Here is a 14,631-nt window from a genome sequence, read left to right on the forward strand (position 1 = left end):
AGATGAAGCAGGGGATCCTTTATTCATCTGGCCCTAAATATCCCGGAGCGCGAGGCAGAGCCTCGCAAAATTCCCGCCCCGCCAAAAAGCCCTTTCCAAACCCAATGAATCAAGATAAGGACGCGGCTTCACGCGGGCATACAGCCTTGGAGGATGCCCGCCCTAACATTGGAGAATTATCATGGCTGGAGAGATTCCTGATCTCGTAGCTCTGGAACGGACGGGGACAGGCAAGGGCGCCGCTCGTCAGGCACGCCGCGATGGCATGGTTCCGGGCATTGTGTTTGGTGGCGACAAAGACCCGCTGCCGATCCAGATCCCGTTCAACGTTCTGTTCAAGCGTCTGAAAGCCGGTCGCTTCAAGTCGACCCTCTGGAACCTGAAGGTCGACGGCCACGAAGACGTCCGCGTCATCTGCCGCGACGTTCAGCGTGATGTCGTCAAGGACCTGCCGACCCACCTGGACCTGATGCGTCTGCGCCGGACCACCAAGATCGCTCTGTTCATTCCTGTTGAGTTCATCAACGAAGAAGCAGCCCCCGGCATCAAGAAGGGCGGCGTTCTGACCGTTGTCCGCCCCGAGGTCGAACTGGTCTGCACCGCCGGCGATATCCCCGAGAAGATCACCGTCGATCTGACCGGCATGGAAATCAACGACGTTGTCACCATCTCGTCGGTTGACCTGCCCGGCGGCACCAAGCCGACCATTGATCGTGACTTCGTGATCGCCAACGTTTCGGCCCCCACCGGCCTGGCGTCCAGTGACGATGAAGACGGTGAAGAGGGTGAAGTCGCTGCTGATGAAGTTGAAGTCATCGGTCAGGACGAAGCTGAAGAATAAATTCGGAACCTATCCGGGTTTTGTGACGGGGCTCCAGCGGGGCCCCGTTTTTCTTTTCGCGCTGTCGGGGTGGCGTTTTCATGCAAAACCGTGCAATCACGGCGCAACGCGACGCAGAGGCTGAACGATGAAACTGTTTGTCGGATTGGGAAATCCCGGATCGAAATACGCCCGCAACCGGCACAATATCGGCTTTATGGCCATTGACCGGATTGCCGAGGATCACGGGTTTGGCCCGTGGAAATCCAAGTTTCAGGCCGAGATTGCCGAGGGCCGTCTGGGCCGCGAAAAGGTTCTGCTGATCAAGCCGCAGACCTTCATGAACCGCTCCGGTCAGTCCGTGGGTGAGGCGATGCGCTTCTACAAGCTGGACTCCACCGACGTTACCGTGTTTCACGACGAACTGGACCTCGCCCCCGGAAAGGTGCGCGTCAAGGCCGGGGGCGGCCATGCCGGGCACAACGGCTTGCGGTCGATCCACGAGCATATCAGCCCGGCGTATGATCGCGTTCGGCTGGGCATCGGGCATCCGGGCCGCAAGGAAATGGTCTCGCCCTATGTGCTAAGCAATTTTGCCAAGGCCGATGCGGACTGGCTGGAGGATGTGCTGCGCGGTGTATCGGACGGAGCCGCCCATCTGGCCGATGGGGATGGCGGCAAGTTCATGAATGCGGTCGCCCTACGCACCGCCCCACCGAGATCGTCCAAGACGCCCGCAAAACCGGATGCCCGGGGCCCGGCACCCAAGGAACAGGCGGAGTCAGCCCCTGACAACAGGTCAGCCATGCAGAAGCTTCTGGACAAGTTTAAATAGGTTTATCCCGCCCTTCCGCAACGTTGCGATTGCGGTTCAGAGGCACCCGCGCCAATCTCTGCCAGAGAGAGGTAAAGCATGAGAACAGTGTTCAAGTGGCTGCTGCGCATCGTTCTGGCGCTGGTCTTGGCGGCAGTCGTGGTCGGTTTCTGGAAACGCGAAGAGGTTCAGCGGCTGATGGCCGTGAACTCGCTGTTTGCGCCCGACAAGATCGTCCAGAATTTCTCGCATATGGATGACGCCTTTCTGACCGTCACCCTGCCGCGCGGGGATGGCCCAACCTCGGAGCTACCCTACGGACCGGGCTTTGAATTGCCGGACGGCACTGACCTGTGGGTTGACGAAAGGGCGGTTACCTCACTGCTGGTGCTGCAGGACGGCGAGATCCGGTTCGAGGAATACTACCTCGGCACCGGCCCTGATGACCGGCGAATTTCATGGTCCGTCGCCAAAAGCTACCTATCAGCTCTGTTCGGCATTCTGATGGAGGAAGGCGCAATCGAGTCATTGGACGACCCGGTCGTCAAATATGCGCCTAAACTGACCGGCAGCGCCTACGAGGGCGCCACAATCCGCAATGTTCTGAACATGGCCAGCGGCGTTGTCTTCGACGAGGACTATCACGACCCCAAATCCGACATCAACCGGATGGGCCGGGTGGTCGCGCTGGGGGGCGAGTTGGACGATTTCTCGGCTTCTCTGCAGGACAGTTTCGCGACGCCCGGAGAGACATGGCAGTACGTCTCGATCGACACCCATGTGATCGGCATGGTGATACGTGGCGCGACAGGGCGCAGTGTGTCCGAGTTGATGACCGAGAAGATTGTGCAGCCCTTGGGTCTGGAACACGACGGATACTACATCACCGACGGGGCCGGTGTTGCCTTTGTGTTGGGGGGCCTGAATTTCACCACGCGGGATTTTGCCAGATTTGGTCAGATGATCCTGCAGAATGGCGTACATGACGGGCAACAAATGGTCCCCGCGGACTGGATTCACGAATCCACGCAACCCAGCGCCCCGACCGCTCAGGGCAAGATCGGCTATGGCTATCAGTGGTGGATTCCCCTCGGCGCGCATGAGGGTGAGTTTCTTGCGCGGGGCGTATATGGCCAATACCTGTATTTCGATCAGCCTCGCGGCGTTCTGATCGTGACGACCGGCGCGGACCGCAAGTTTCGCGACCCGGGCATCAATGACCTGAACATCGAAATGTTCCGCAAGATCGCACAAAGCCTGTAAAGTGCCCTTATGCAAAAGCAAGACAGTATAAACGTTCTGGGGGGCGTTCTGGCCCCCTGCTCGCGCGATCCGCTGACCGGGTTCTTTCGGGACGGGGCTTGCAACACCTGCCCCGAAGATCAGGGCAGCCACACCGTCTGCGCGGTCATGACGGCCGAGTTTCTGGCGTTTTCGAAATATGTCGGTAACGACCTAAGCACCCCGCGCCCCGAGTTCGACTTTCCCGGCCTGAAGCCCGGTGATAGCTGGTGCTTGTGTGCCGCGCGCTTCCTTCAGGCGCATGACGAAGGCTGCGCCCCGAAAGTGCATCTGGGGGCCACGCATCAACGGGCGCTGGAGATTGTGCCGCTAAAGCTGTTACGAAAGCACGCGGCGTAAGGCTGAGCCTGCTCGGATTAAAAGGCCATCTGCCAGGTCAGGCTGACCGAATAGCTTTCGAACCCGCTTTCGCCGATACCGTCGTAGAACAGATCAGCCGCAAGCGAACTGGTGTTTTCCAGCCGGTAGTCAAAGCCCAGGTCGACGCGCCCACGGGCGGTATCTCCGATTGGGGTGACGCCCGGTGCAGTGCCTGTGCCCGAGGTGCTGCTCCAGATCCCCGAGAGACCGCCGGTCAGCTGCATCTGCCCCCGCTTCACTGCAATCGGATGGCTGAAATCCATGCCGAGCCTTGCGGTGGTCAGGCTGAAATCCTGCTGCGGGATCAGGTTCCCGAGGCTATCCGTGTAAGCCTCCTGATCATCACTGGCGTAGCTGACATCGAGCAGCGGCATCAGCGTCAGATCGCCCCGTTGCAGCTCGCCGGTCACGCGCGACTGAACCAGCCAGCGGTCGCTGTCGAAACTGTCTTCATACGTGCCAAAGGGTGAAATATCGTTGTCCGCTTGCCCATAGAGCACCCGGCCTTCGAAGAACACCGGCTGGCTTGGAAGTTTCGCCACCACGTAAGGCCCGACCAGCCAACCCGTTCCATCCACGCTGGATGCGCCGTTGTCGGTTTCGGCATAGTCGACCTGCAACATCGCGCCGATCAGCAGGTTTTGATTGATCCGCCGATGCGCGCCCAGAACCGCAAGCGCATAGGAGGTATCGAAATCGTCCTGCGAGCTCCAGTTGCCCGTCAGGTTGAACCACACCGGGAATGAAGGATCGCTGGCAAAGTTCAGATACCCGGCGCCTTGCGTCACTGTGGAGTCGAACGCCCCAGAGCCTGAGTTCTGCAGGAACCGGGTCAGTTCGGGCTGGTTGGTCACAAGGCTGTTCGCGCGGGCGTTCTGAAAAGCCTGGATCAGTTGCTGCGTGTTCACTACCGCCTGCACCGTGCTGACCGTGTTGGACGCGAGGTTCGTGTTGCCAGCGGCGTCGGTAAAAACACCCGCCGGGACAAAGAGTTCGAGGGTGCCGTTATTCTGGGGCGTCAGCGTCGCCACATAGTTCGTTCCCGATCCGGTCAGGATGGCAGTGGCATTGGTGACCGAAAGATCGCTTGCAGTGAAATCCGTGCTGGGCTCGCTCAGGGTGATCGTCGCCTCGAATGTCCCGCTTCCGGTTAGGGTAAGCGGCCCGATTGTTGCCGTGGGCTGTGTGTTGTCCACGATGACCCGGGTGTCGATGAACTGCGTACTTGTGACCCCGGACAGCGCGAATTCATACTGGAACAGCGGGCCGCCGACGGTTTCACGTGCGGTGAACACGATCCCAAGGTAATCGTCCGCCGCATAGGTCGAATCCGCCCCGTTCTGGCTGATGATCGTCGGATCCAGATAGCCAAGGCTGGTCAGAACCGCCGGTGTGATCGCAGCACCCGGCGTGCTCGCATTGTTGAAATAGAACGACCCGCCCGGGAACGCACCGGGGGCACCCAATGATATAAACGCGGTTGAGATGCCAGCGTTGTTGCTGACCGCCGCAGGTCCGCCACCTGGCGTCGAAATAGGTGTGAACGGGATAAAGCCATCGAGGGCCGACGCCTCTTTGCCGCTGCCGATCAGACCAGCAGCAACCACACAGATCAGGTACAGAAACCTGCGGATGACGGACCAGAACATTCATACCTCCTACTGCACCGATCAGATGCGACACATCGGGGCGCTCGGGTTACACGGTCCCCGAACGGCAACAGTTTACGTTCCACAAAAATGGAAACTCCCCTGATCCAGCTGGTGAGAACAGCCGGTTAACGGAACGTTAATAAAATTCAAAAGCGCTGTATAGAAGGGGGCGCGATACAACCGATGGATGTAGATCAGACCCAGCAGTACCGGCGATGGCCAGACAGGTGCAGGCCAGCGCGATACCGCCAAGTTTTTATGGGTCAGAGGGCTAAAACGGGTGCAGACAGGCCTCTGAAGGAAGGCTGTTTGTGCTGTTCGAAACACCACGTTTCGACGGCGATTGCATACATTCCAGCAACAGTTTGCGGAAAAAGTCGTGACTAAGCGGCAAGCGGAAACCGAACCCTGACACGTAAAAAGACGGCACCCGATTCCTCGGGTTGACGCCTGCAGTGTAGTAAGTCCTGAGAACCGTTGACCCGCGTCAGTCGATCTCACGACCTTCGGTATCGGACATGTCAAAGTTCAGGTACTTTGCAACCGTCTGCACGTCCTTGTCGCCCCGCCCGCACATGTTCATGCAGATCAGGTGATCCTTCGGAAGGTCCGGCGCGATTTTCATGACATGCGCCAGCGCGTGGCAGGGTTCCAGCGCCGGGATGATGCCTTCGGTGGCGCAGCAGAGCTGGAACGCTTCCAGCGCCTCTTTGTCAGTGATCGACACATATTGGGCGCGGCCAACGTCGTTCAGCCAGGAATGCTCGGGACCAATGCCCGGATAATCCAGCCCGGCGGAAATCGAATAGCCTTCGAGAATTTGTCCGTCATCATCCTGAAGCAGATAGGTCCTGTTGCCATGCAGCACACCCGGACGGCCACCGGTCAACGAGGCGCAATGCTCCATCTTTTCGTTCACGCCTTTGCCACCGGCCTCAACACCGATGATGTTGACGGATTTGTCGTCGAGGAACGGATAGAACAGGCCCATTGCGTTCGAGCCACCGCCGATGGCAGCGATGATTGTGTCGGGCAGACGGCCCTCGGCCTTCATCATCTGCTCTTTGGCTTCCTTGCCGATGATCGACTGGAAGTCTCGGACCATCGCCGGATACGGATGCGGGCCGGCCACGGTGCCAATGCAGTAGAACGTGTCGCGCACATTGGTCACCCAATCGCGCAGCGCGTCGTTCATCGCGTCTTTCAGGGTGCCACGGCCGGAGGTCACCGGGATCACCTCAGCCCCCAGCAGCCGCATGCGGAACACGTTCGGGGCCTGACGCTGCACGTCATGCGCGCCCATGTAGACCACACACTTCAGACCGAACTTGGCGCAGACGGTGGCGGTGGCCACGCCGTGCTGTCCGGCTCCGGTTTCCGCAATGATCCGGGTCTTGCCCATGCGCCGCGCCAGAATGATCTGACCCAGCACGTTGTTGATCTTATGCGCGCCGGTATGGTTCAGCTCATCGCGTTTGAGGTAAATCTTCGCCCCGCCCAGATGCTCGGTCAGGCGCTCAGCGTAGTACAGAGGCGAAGGGCGACCCACATAGTTCGCCCACAGATCGTTCATTTCGGCCCAGAAAGTGGGATCATCCTTGGCCTTCTCATATTCCTCTTCCAGCGACAGGATCAGCGGCATCAGCGTTTCGCTGACAAAGCGCCCACCGAAGATACCGAAACGGCCCTGTTCGTCGGGGCCGGACATGAAGGAATTGAAAAGATCGTTGGCCATGGGTGTCTCCATCGTCGTACCCGTCGTTCATAGGAGGTGACGCGCGGATTTGCCATGGCAAAACGCATCACTCCGCAGCCTGAGTTTGCAGCTTCCACATATTCAGCGCCTGCTGCGTGGTCGGGATGCCAACGCAGGAAAAGTGGCAGAACCGGTTGATATGCGCCAAGCGCGACGAGGCCTGCACCACGCGCCGGTGCGGGCCGGACTGGGCAAAGGTCAGCATCGCCTCAGTGTCCTGCCAAACCGACAGGGAGAAATACAGGCCCTCATACGGAAAGACACTGGCATGAAAGCACAACGGATCGCCGCGGGCCTGCCGCAAGGCCTGCCTGGCGCGCCAGAAAAATTCCGGCGCATAGTACCAGTGTTTCAGAGAAACGCCGCCAATTGCCGCCAACATAGTCCATCCCCTTTTTCGGGGATACGCTGGGCGGACCGGATCAGATCACCCAAGCGCGCCCGCAAAGGCGCGGATCAGCGCGGCATCCTTGACGCCCGGCGCGCTTTCGACGCCCGAGGAAACATCGACCTGCCGCGCGCCGGTCATGCGCATAGCCTCGGCCACGTTCTCGGGCGTAAGCCCACCGGCCAGCATCCATGGCTTGCGCCAGTACTTCCGCCCGGCCAGCAACCGCCAGTCAAAGGCCAGACCGTTGCCGCCTGGCAGTTCGGAATTGCGGGGCGGTTTGGCGTCGATCAGCAACTGATCGGCTGTTTCCGAATAAAGATCGATGGCCGCCAGATCCTCGGCCTCAGCCACGCCGATGGCCTTCATCACCGGCAGGCCGAACCTGTCGCGTACCTCGGCCACGCGCTCGGGGGTTTCTTTGCCGTGAAGCTGCAACATGTCCAGCGGGACGACGGACAGGATGCGGTCCAGTTCCTCGTCCAAGGCATTCACGGTCAGAGCCACCTTGGCGATGCCTGCGGGCACCAGATGCGCCAGTTCCGATGCGGCTGCGATTTCCAGATGCCGGGGCGATTTCGGGAAGAATACGAAACCAACATAGCCTGCCCCTGCCTCAGCAGCAGCGCGCACATGTTCTGCGGCGGTCAGGCCGCAAATCTTGAACCTTAGATCGGACATTTGTGCGCCTTAGCTGGCTTCGTCCAGAATGGCGAGGACTTCGTCCTGACCTTCGTTCTGCTTTCTCTTGAGCTTCTTGACTTCACGCTCAAGCTTGCGAACCTCGCCCTTGTTGACGGTGGCGTCGCGGCGATGCTTGTGCTCGCGCAGCCATTCCCACAGGAAACCGATAACCAGACCGGCAACAACGCCGCCCAGAACCACCAGAAACAGCGGCAGGGTTGTGTTCAGGTTAAAGCCCAGCAACTCGGACAGGGCGTCCGGCATCAGCTTCAGCTCAACCGCTTCCAGATTGGCCAGCGAGATTGAAACAAGAACGATCCCGAGGGCCGCCATAAAAGCATATCGAATGTAACGCATCATGACGTCAGGCTTTACCGTTCAATCGGTCCCTAAGCAACTTGCCGGTCTTGAAAAACGGAACACATTTTTCTTCGACCTGCACGGTCTCGCCGGTGCGCGGATTGCGCCCGACACGGGCGTCGCGCTTTTTCACCGAAAAGGCCCCGAACCCGCGCAGTTCCACCCGGTCGCCACGGGCCATGGCATCTGTGACTTCTTCAAAAACGGTATTCACGATTCGCTCGACATCGCGCTGATAGAGATGCGGATTTTCGTCGGCGATTTTCTGAATCAGTTCTGAACGAATCATGCGTGATACCCTCCCAGGCGACCGGTGTGACTTGTCTACTGTTCTGACAGTATAGGAAAAAAGCCGGATTGGGGGAACGGAGGTTCTGGGCCGCGAGGGTTCATTTTACGGCAATCTCACGCGAATTTTTGCCTGTATCCCGGATTTCCACACTTAATGCGCGAACGACAGCGTGATTAAGCCGGGTATTTGGAACATATTGATTCGCAACAAAAACGGCCCCGCACTTGCGTGCGAGGCCGAAAATCTTGGCTTGGGTGCGCCCGGGTTTAGTCGCCCGACTTCAGCGCTGCACCCAGAATGTCGCCCAGCGATGCGCCCGAGTCGGAGGAACCGTACTGTTCCACGGCCTCTTTCTCTTCGGCGATTTCGCGTGCCTTGATCGACAGGCCCAGACGGCGGGTCTTGCTGTCGACATTGGTAACGCGGACGTCGACCTTGTCGCCAGTGTTGAACCGTTCGGGGCGCTGCTCGGCACGGTCACGGCTCAGGTCCGAACGACGGATGAACGACTTCATGCCTTCGTACTCGACCTCGATGCCGCCATCTTCGATTGCGGTCACTTCAACGGTCACGATCGAGCCACGCTTCACGCCGCCCACGGCTTCGGCGAACTTGTCACCGCCCAGGGCTTTGATCGACAGCGAGATACGCTCTTTCTCGACGTCCACTTCCGAGACAACCGCCTGAACGACGTCGCCCTTGCGGTAGTTCTGGATCGCATCTTCGCCACGCTCGTCCCAGGACAGGTCGCTGAGGTGAACCATGCCGTCGATGTCGCCGTCGAGGCCAATGAACAGACCGAATTCGGTGATGTTCTTGACTTCGCCTTCGACCTCGGTGCCCTCGGGGTGTGTTTCTGCAAACACTTCCCACGGGTTGCGCATGGTCTGTTTCAGGCCCAGAGACACGCGGCGCTTGGCGCCGTCGATTTCCAGAACCATGACGTCGACTTCCTGGCTGGTCGAAACGATTTTGCCGGGGTGGACGTTTTTCTTGGTCCAGGACATCTCGGACACGTGCACCAGACCTTCGACACCGGCTTCAAGCTCGACGAACGCGCCGTAGTCGGTGATGTTGGTGACGCGACCCTGATGGACCGAGCCCAGCGGGTACTTGGCAGCAACCAGATCCCACGGATCTTCCTGCAGCTGCTTCATGCCCAGGCTGATCCGGTGGGTCTCTTTGTTGATCTTGATGACCTGAACCTTGATGGTTTCACCGATCGTCAGGATCTCGGACGGGTGGTTCACACGACGCCATGCCATGTCGGTGACGTGCAGTAGGCCGTCAACGCCGCCCAGGTCAACAAATGCACCGTATTCGGTGATGTTTTTGACAACACCCTCGACGGTCTGACCTTCGGACAGGTTGCCGATAACTTCGGCACGCTGTTCGGCACGCGATTCTTCCAGGATTGCGCGACGCGAAACAACGATGTTGCCGCGACGACGGTCCATTTTCAGAATCTGGAACGGCTGCTTCAGACCCATCAGCGGGCCAGCGTCGCGCACGGGGCGCACGTCAACCTGCGAACCGGGCAGGAACGCAACTGCGCCACCCAGATCGACGGTGAAGCCACCTTTGACGCGGCCAAAGATTGCACCTTCGACGCGCTGGTCGTCGGCATATGCTTTTTCCAGACGGTCCCATGCTTCTTCACGACGGGCCATCTCGCGCGAGATGACGGCTTCGCCACGGGCGTTTTCTGCAGCGCGCAGGTAAACTTCGACCTCGTCGCCTACGGCGATTTCAGGGGCTTCGCCGGGATTTGCGAATTCTTTCAGATCAACGCGGCCTTCCATTTTGTAGCCTACGTCGATGATGGCTTGGCCGGCTTCAACCGCCAGAACCTTGCCTTTGACAACAGAACCCTCTTCGGGCGTGTCCATTTCGAAGCTTTCATTCAGGAGGGCTTCGAATTCCTCCATGGATGCGTTAGCCATGTGGCGTTGTTTTCCTTTACATACGTTTTTGCTGGCCGAGCGGTTGTTTCCGCCGGTCTTGTTTCATGATGTCTTAGGGCGTGACCCGGTGCGCATCCGACTACACAAACACAAAAGGCCGAGGTAACCCGGCCCTGCTCAGATACGTCATCCGGACGTTAACCGCCCTTGTTCAGACAGCGCGCGTATAGGCGGATTCCCTGACCGGTGCAAGCAGAAAGCCGGTTTTTAAAGGGGATTGGCCTTACCTGCCCCATTTCAGCGCGCTTTCGCGGCCCAAACCCGCGCATCCTTCCGCAGCATCGCGCGTTCAATTTCATCGAGCCACGAGATCGCGGCATCCGGGTTGTTGGGGCCACCCGCCCGGCTCCAGACTTTCAGGGCGGATTCCGGGCTCCACGGCAAACAGGCCGAGGCCAGCCAGATGCGCAAGTCACGAGGCAACGCATCGAAAGCCCGCATACGGGACCCGCCCCTGCGGCGGGTCTTCATTGACGTTCTCAGGTTCCGCCCGGATGTGCTGCTACGCATGGCGGCCTCGGGCCCACATGGGCTTGATGATTGTCCGCAGCCAGATAGGCGCAAGGGTTTTGGTCAGGGCCGTACATTTCATAATATGTTATTTCATAACAAATGATAGCTGGACACAAAACCCCTTTTTGAACGCACATCCACCGATGGGCCCGTCAGCTCGCAGTGTCTTTCAGTCAAAACCCGCCAACCCAGGCGCGCTTTGGAAAAATGGTGTAGGCTGCACTTCAATTGGAGGGACACGAAATGACAATTTACCAAAGCCCATTACCACCTGTTGAATTAACCTCGCAAACAATCACCCAACGTGTGTTCGATGGGATCGTGCTGGACAGGCCGGTCCTGATCGACGGCCCGACGGGACGAGAAATGACGGGCGAGGAATTTGTCTCAGCCGTCAAAAGCTTTGCGGGCGGGCTTGCCGCGCAGGGGTTTGGACCGAACTGCCGCGTGGCCCTGATGGCCCCCAACATGCCGGAATATGCGGTTGTTTTTCACGGGGTCTGCTGGGCCGGGGGCACCATCACCACGATCAATCCCACCTACACCGCGCCCGAAGTCACCCAGCAATTGTCAGATGCCGAGGCGGAACTGCTGATCACCATCGCACCGTTTTACGATCTGGCTACGGTGGCGGTACAGGGCACCAAAGTTCAGCAGATCGTCGTGATTGGCGACGCGCCCGAAGGCGCGGCGTCTCTGGCCGATTTCATGGGCCCGCCGCAGGAAGATCAGGTGCCGGTGGATATCGAAAACCACATCGCCATTCTACCCTATTCGTCGGGTACAACCGGCTTGCCCAAGGGCGTCATGCTGACCCACCGCAATCTGGTGGCGAACACGGATCAGGTGATGGGATACGCGGCGTTGGAACCGCATGAAACCACCGTCGCGTTCCTGCCGTTCTTTCACATCTTCGGGCTGCAGGTCGTTATGAACCTGTATCTGGCCGCCGGGGGCTGCGTCGTGACCCTGCCGCGCTTTGATCTGGAGATGTATCTGGACCTGTGCAGCCGCTACAAAACCCCCAAACTGTGGGTCGTGCCTCCGGTGGCTCTGGCGCTCGCCAAACATCCGCTGGTGGATCAGTTTGACCTGAGCGCGACAACGCAAATGCTCAGCGGGGCGGCACCTATGGGTGGCGACATTTCGGATGCAGTGGCAGAACGGCTGAACCTGCGCGCCGTGCAAGGCTACGGGATGACCGAGCTTGCCCCGGTCAGCCATCTGACCCCGCCCAATGCCGACAAAAGCGGGGCGTCCGGCGTCACCGCGTCCAGCACAGAATGCAGGATCGTGAACCCCGAGACGCTGGAAGACGTCGCAGTGGGGGAAGAAGGTGAATTATGGGTGCGCGGCCCGCAGACCATGAAGGGCTATCTGAACAACCCGACGGCCACGGCGGAAACCCTGCTTCCCGATGGATGGCTGCGCACCGGCGACATCGCCCGGATTGATGCGGATGGCTTCATGTTCATCACCGACCGGCTGAAAGAACTGATCAAGTATAAGGCCTTTCAGGTCGCCCCTGCCGAGTTGGAAGCCCATCTTGTGACACACCCGGCAATTACAGACGCCGCCGTGATCGGCAAACCCGACCCCGAGGCCGGAGAGTTGCCGATGGCCTTCGTCGTCCCCGCCCCGGATCAGGCCCTGCCGCCACTGGAGGACCTGCAGGCCTATCTGGCCGAGCGTCTGGCCCACTACAAACAGGTCCACGTCGTCGAGGTCGTCGATGAAATCCCCAAATCCCCGTCGGGCAAAATCCTCAGACGGTTTCTACGGGACAGGCTAGCATCGGCATAGGCGTCGGGTCTGGGTGTTTGCCACCCAGCCCAACGCGCCCGCTTCCTCGGCCCGCGCAGTCTGCAGAAAGTAAAAGAACGTCTAGAACAGCTGCAAATCCTTCTTGCCGCTTTGGATTTCGGCAAGGTTTGGCATGTTCTGAACTTCTACGGGTTCCGGCTTCGCGCCCGGCATCGCCACTGTGGGTTTCACCGCCTTCGCCATGACAAAGGCCGGTTGCTTCAATTCACCCCGGATGTCGCGCAGCAGCGTTTTGTGATCCGGCATCGCTTTGACGATTTGCGCAAGATCGGCTTTCGCGTGCTTCATACCCTGAGCCCAAACCGCTTTCTTCAGCGGCCGCAGGCGATCGCGGATGCCGGTCCCATAGCCGGTATCATAGGATTGCTTGCCCAAAAGAACCGTCTGATAAACCCGGTGGTCGAACAGTGTGACGAACTCGACATCGTGTTGCATCGGCAGGCGGTGCTGCCACAATTCCAGGTTCTCGGCCAGCCTGTCCGGAATCTTCATCTGGGTACGCGCGTCGATCCAATATGGGTCATCGGTGCGGTTGCCCAGACGATAGTGCAGACAGATGAATTCGAGCACCTCGTTGTAAAGCTTGTCCATCTGGCGGTTATATCTGGCCCGCAGCGCGGGCTCGATGTCCTGCGTGGGCAGATGTTCCGCAAACCAGCGCACCGCGTGGTCGATCATGTGGATCGCGGTACTTTCCAGCGGCTCAATAAACCCGCCGGACAGGCCGATTGCGACACAGTTTTTGACCCAGGCATTGCGCACACGCCCGACGCGCATCGGGATCACGCGCGGTGTCAGACCCTTGCCGCTGTCACCCAGCCATTCAAGATATTCATCCGCCGCCTGATCATCGGTACGATGCGCGGACGAAAACACATAGCCCGTGCCCACCCGATTGTAGAGTGGCACCCGCCAAGTCCAGCCCGCACCAAGCGCTGTGGACCGCGTAAGGCTTTCGATCTTCCTTGGATTCGGATGCTCGACCTGCAGTGCCATCGCACGATCGTTGGGCAGGTAGTCCGAGTAATCCATGAACGGCTCACCCAGAGCCTGATTGATGATCAGCCCGCGGAAACCGGTGCAATCCACCACCATCTCAATGTCATGACGACCGGCACGCTCTAGCTTCAGGTGGCTGACGTTGCCCTGTTCGTCCAGTTCAACCGCCTGCACCTCATCCCGGATATGCTCGACGCCGCGCCCGGTGCAGACCTTGGTCAGCATGCCGGCAAATTTCACCGCATCCAGATGGTAGGCGTAGCCAAAGCGCTGCTCGAACTCGGGCTGACCCAACTGCCGCGCGCCTTTGCACATACGGCCCAGATGATCATGCGGCGAGATCGACTGCGTGAAATCCCGATCCCCGTTGCCAAAGCGCAGGAAATATTCGGCGGCCTCCAGCCCCTCGATCATCTGGCCGTGGGCAAAGGGGTTCACATAGTCGATGCGCTTACCCTTGGCATCCTTGTTCCAGTTACAGAACTTCACGCCCAGTTTGAACGACGCGTTGGTTTCGCGAAAAAAGTCCCGCTCGGAAATCCCCGCCTGACGCAGCGTGACCGGCATGCGCGGCACCGTGGCCTCACCCACGCCGACGGTCGAGATATTGGGGCTTTCGATCAGGCAAATCTGCGGCCGGTCGTTCGGCCCTGACGTCCGGGAAAACACCATGTCCAGGATCAGCGCGGTCATCCAGCCAGCCGTGCCGCCACCAACGATGGTGATTTTGTTCAAACGATTACTCATGTGGTTCTGTCCCTGTTGGCTTGCGGGATTTTATAGCTGCGGTCCCCTTTTGATTTTGGGGTTTGTATCGCGGCTTTCCCTTTTTGCTTGCCGGAGACTATAACAGCTTTCCTGCGACCAGCCAGAGCTTATGACGCCCTGACGCGCACATCGTGC

Annotated in this window: 14 protein-coding genes; 5 read left to right on the plus strand and 9 right to left on the minus strand. The window is 59.3% G+C overall.

Annotated features, from left to right (window positions below):
* Positions 1-181 precede the first annotated feature (181 nt).
* The 4 genes from ACR0JN_RS07315 to ACR0JN_RS07330 all read left to right on the plus strand — a co-directional run bounded on the left by ACR0JN_RS07315 (position 182) and on the right by ACR0JN_RS07330 (position 3,275).
* On the plus strand, positions 182-841 hold the full coding sequence (locus ACR0JN_RS07315) for a 50S ribosomal protein L25/general stress protein Ctc (protein WP_480817161.1): 660 nt from the start codon (positions 182-184) through the stop codon (positions 839-841).
* A gap of 127 nt (positions 842-968) precedes the next feature.
* Positions 969-1,655, plus strand: coding sequence for an aminoacyl-tRNA hydrolase (gene pth / locus ACR0JN_RS07320; protein WP_480884937.1), 687 nt, complete (start codon positions 969-971; stop codon positions 1,653-1,655).
* A 78-nt stretch (positions 1,656-1,733) separates the two neighbouring features.
* Positions 1,734-2,897, plus strand: coding sequence for a serine hydrolase domain-containing protein (locus ACR0JN_RS07325; RefSeq protein WP_480884938.1), 1,164 nt, complete (start codon positions 1,734-1,736; stop codon positions 2,895-2,897).
* A gap of 9 nt (positions 2,898-2,906) precedes the next feature.
* The gene (locus ACR0JN_RS07330) at positions 2,907-3,275 is read left to right on the plus strand and encodes a DUF2237 family protein (protein WP_480884939.1); all 369 of its coding nucleotides are present in this window, start codon (positions 2,907-2,909) and stop codon (positions 3,273-3,275) included.
* Positions 3,276-3,292: 17 nt separating this feature from the next.
* Here the strand turns inward: ACR0JN_RS07330 and ACR0JN_RS07335 are convergent, their stop codons facing one another.
* From ACR0JN_RS07335 to ACR0JN_RS07370, 8 genes are all read right to left on the minus strand, one after another.
* Positions 3,293-4,945, minus strand: a complete 1,653-nt coding sequence (locus tag ACR0JN_RS07335) for an Ig-like domain-containing protein (protein WP_480884940.1) — start codon at positions 4,943-4,945, stop codon at positions 3,293-3,295.
* Between the two features lie 490 nt (positions 4,946-5,435).
* Positions 5,436-6,683, minus strand: a complete 1,248-nt coding sequence (gene trpB, locus ACR0JN_RS07340; protein ID WP_480884941.1) for a tryptophan synthase subunit beta — start codon at positions 6,681-6,683, stop codon at positions 5,436-5,438.
* Between the two features lie 67 nt (positions 6,684-6,750).
* A complete protein-coding gene (locus tag ACR0JN_RS07345; protein ID WP_480884942.1) occupies positions 6,751-7,086 on the minus strand; it encodes a hypothetical protein in 336 nt (111 codons plus the stop codon).
* A 45-nt stretch (positions 7,087-7,131) separates the two neighbouring features.
* On the minus strand, positions 7,132-7,773 hold the full coding sequence (locus ACR0JN_RS07350) for a phosphoribosylanthranilate isomerase (RefSeq protein WP_480884943.1): 642 nt from the start codon (positions 7,771-7,773) through the stop codon (positions 7,132-7,134).
* A 9-nt stretch (positions 7,774-7,782) separates the two neighbouring features.
* Positions 7,783-8,133, minus strand: a complete 351-nt coding sequence (locus ACR0JN_RS07355) for a lipopolysaccharide assembly protein LapA domain-containing protein (RefSeq protein WP_480884944.1) — start codon at positions 8,131-8,133, stop codon at positions 7,783-7,785.
* A gap of 7 nt (positions 8,134-8,140) precedes the next feature.
* Positions 8,141-8,425, minus strand: a complete 285-nt coding sequence (ihfB, locus tag ACR0JN_RS07360; RefSeq protein ID WP_050603110.1) for an integration host factor subunit beta — start codon at positions 8,423-8,425, stop codon at positions 8,141-8,143.
* Positions 8,426-8,694: 269 nt separating this feature from the next.
* Complete coding sequence (rpsA, locus tag ACR0JN_RS07365) at positions 8,695-10,371, minus strand: 30S ribosomal protein S1 (protein ID WP_480884945.1); 1,677 nt, start codon at positions 10,369-10,371, stop codon at positions 8,695-8,697.
* 258 nt (positions 10,372-10,629) lie between these two features.
* Positions 10,630-10,902 (minus strand): DUF6525 family protein, encoded by a 273-nt coding sequence (locus ACR0JN_RS07370; protein WP_480884946.1) that lies wholly within the window; start codon positions 10,900-10,902, stop codon positions 10,630-10,632.
* 246 nt (positions 10,903-11,148) lie between these two features.
* Between ACR0JN_RS07370 and ACR0JN_RS07375 the strand changes: the two genes are divergently transcribed.
* Positions 11,149-12,708: an AMP-binding protein gene (locus tag ACR0JN_RS07375; RefSeq protein ID WP_480884947.1), complete on the plus strand. Its 1,560-nt coding sequence runs from the start codon at positions 11,149-11,151 to the stop codon at positions 12,706-12,708.
* Positions 12,709-12,789: 81 nt separating this feature from the next.
* Here the strand turns inward: ACR0JN_RS07375 and ACR0JN_RS07380 are convergent, their stop codons facing one another.
* Positions 12,790-14,475, minus strand: coding sequence for a tryptophan halogenase family protein (locus ACR0JN_RS07380; RefSeq protein ID WP_480884948.1), 1,686 nt, complete (start codon positions 14,473-14,475; stop codon positions 12,790-12,792).
* Positions 14,476-14,631 lie beyond the last annotated feature (156 nt).

Source organism: Ruegeria sp. G12 (assembly GCF_056533565.1).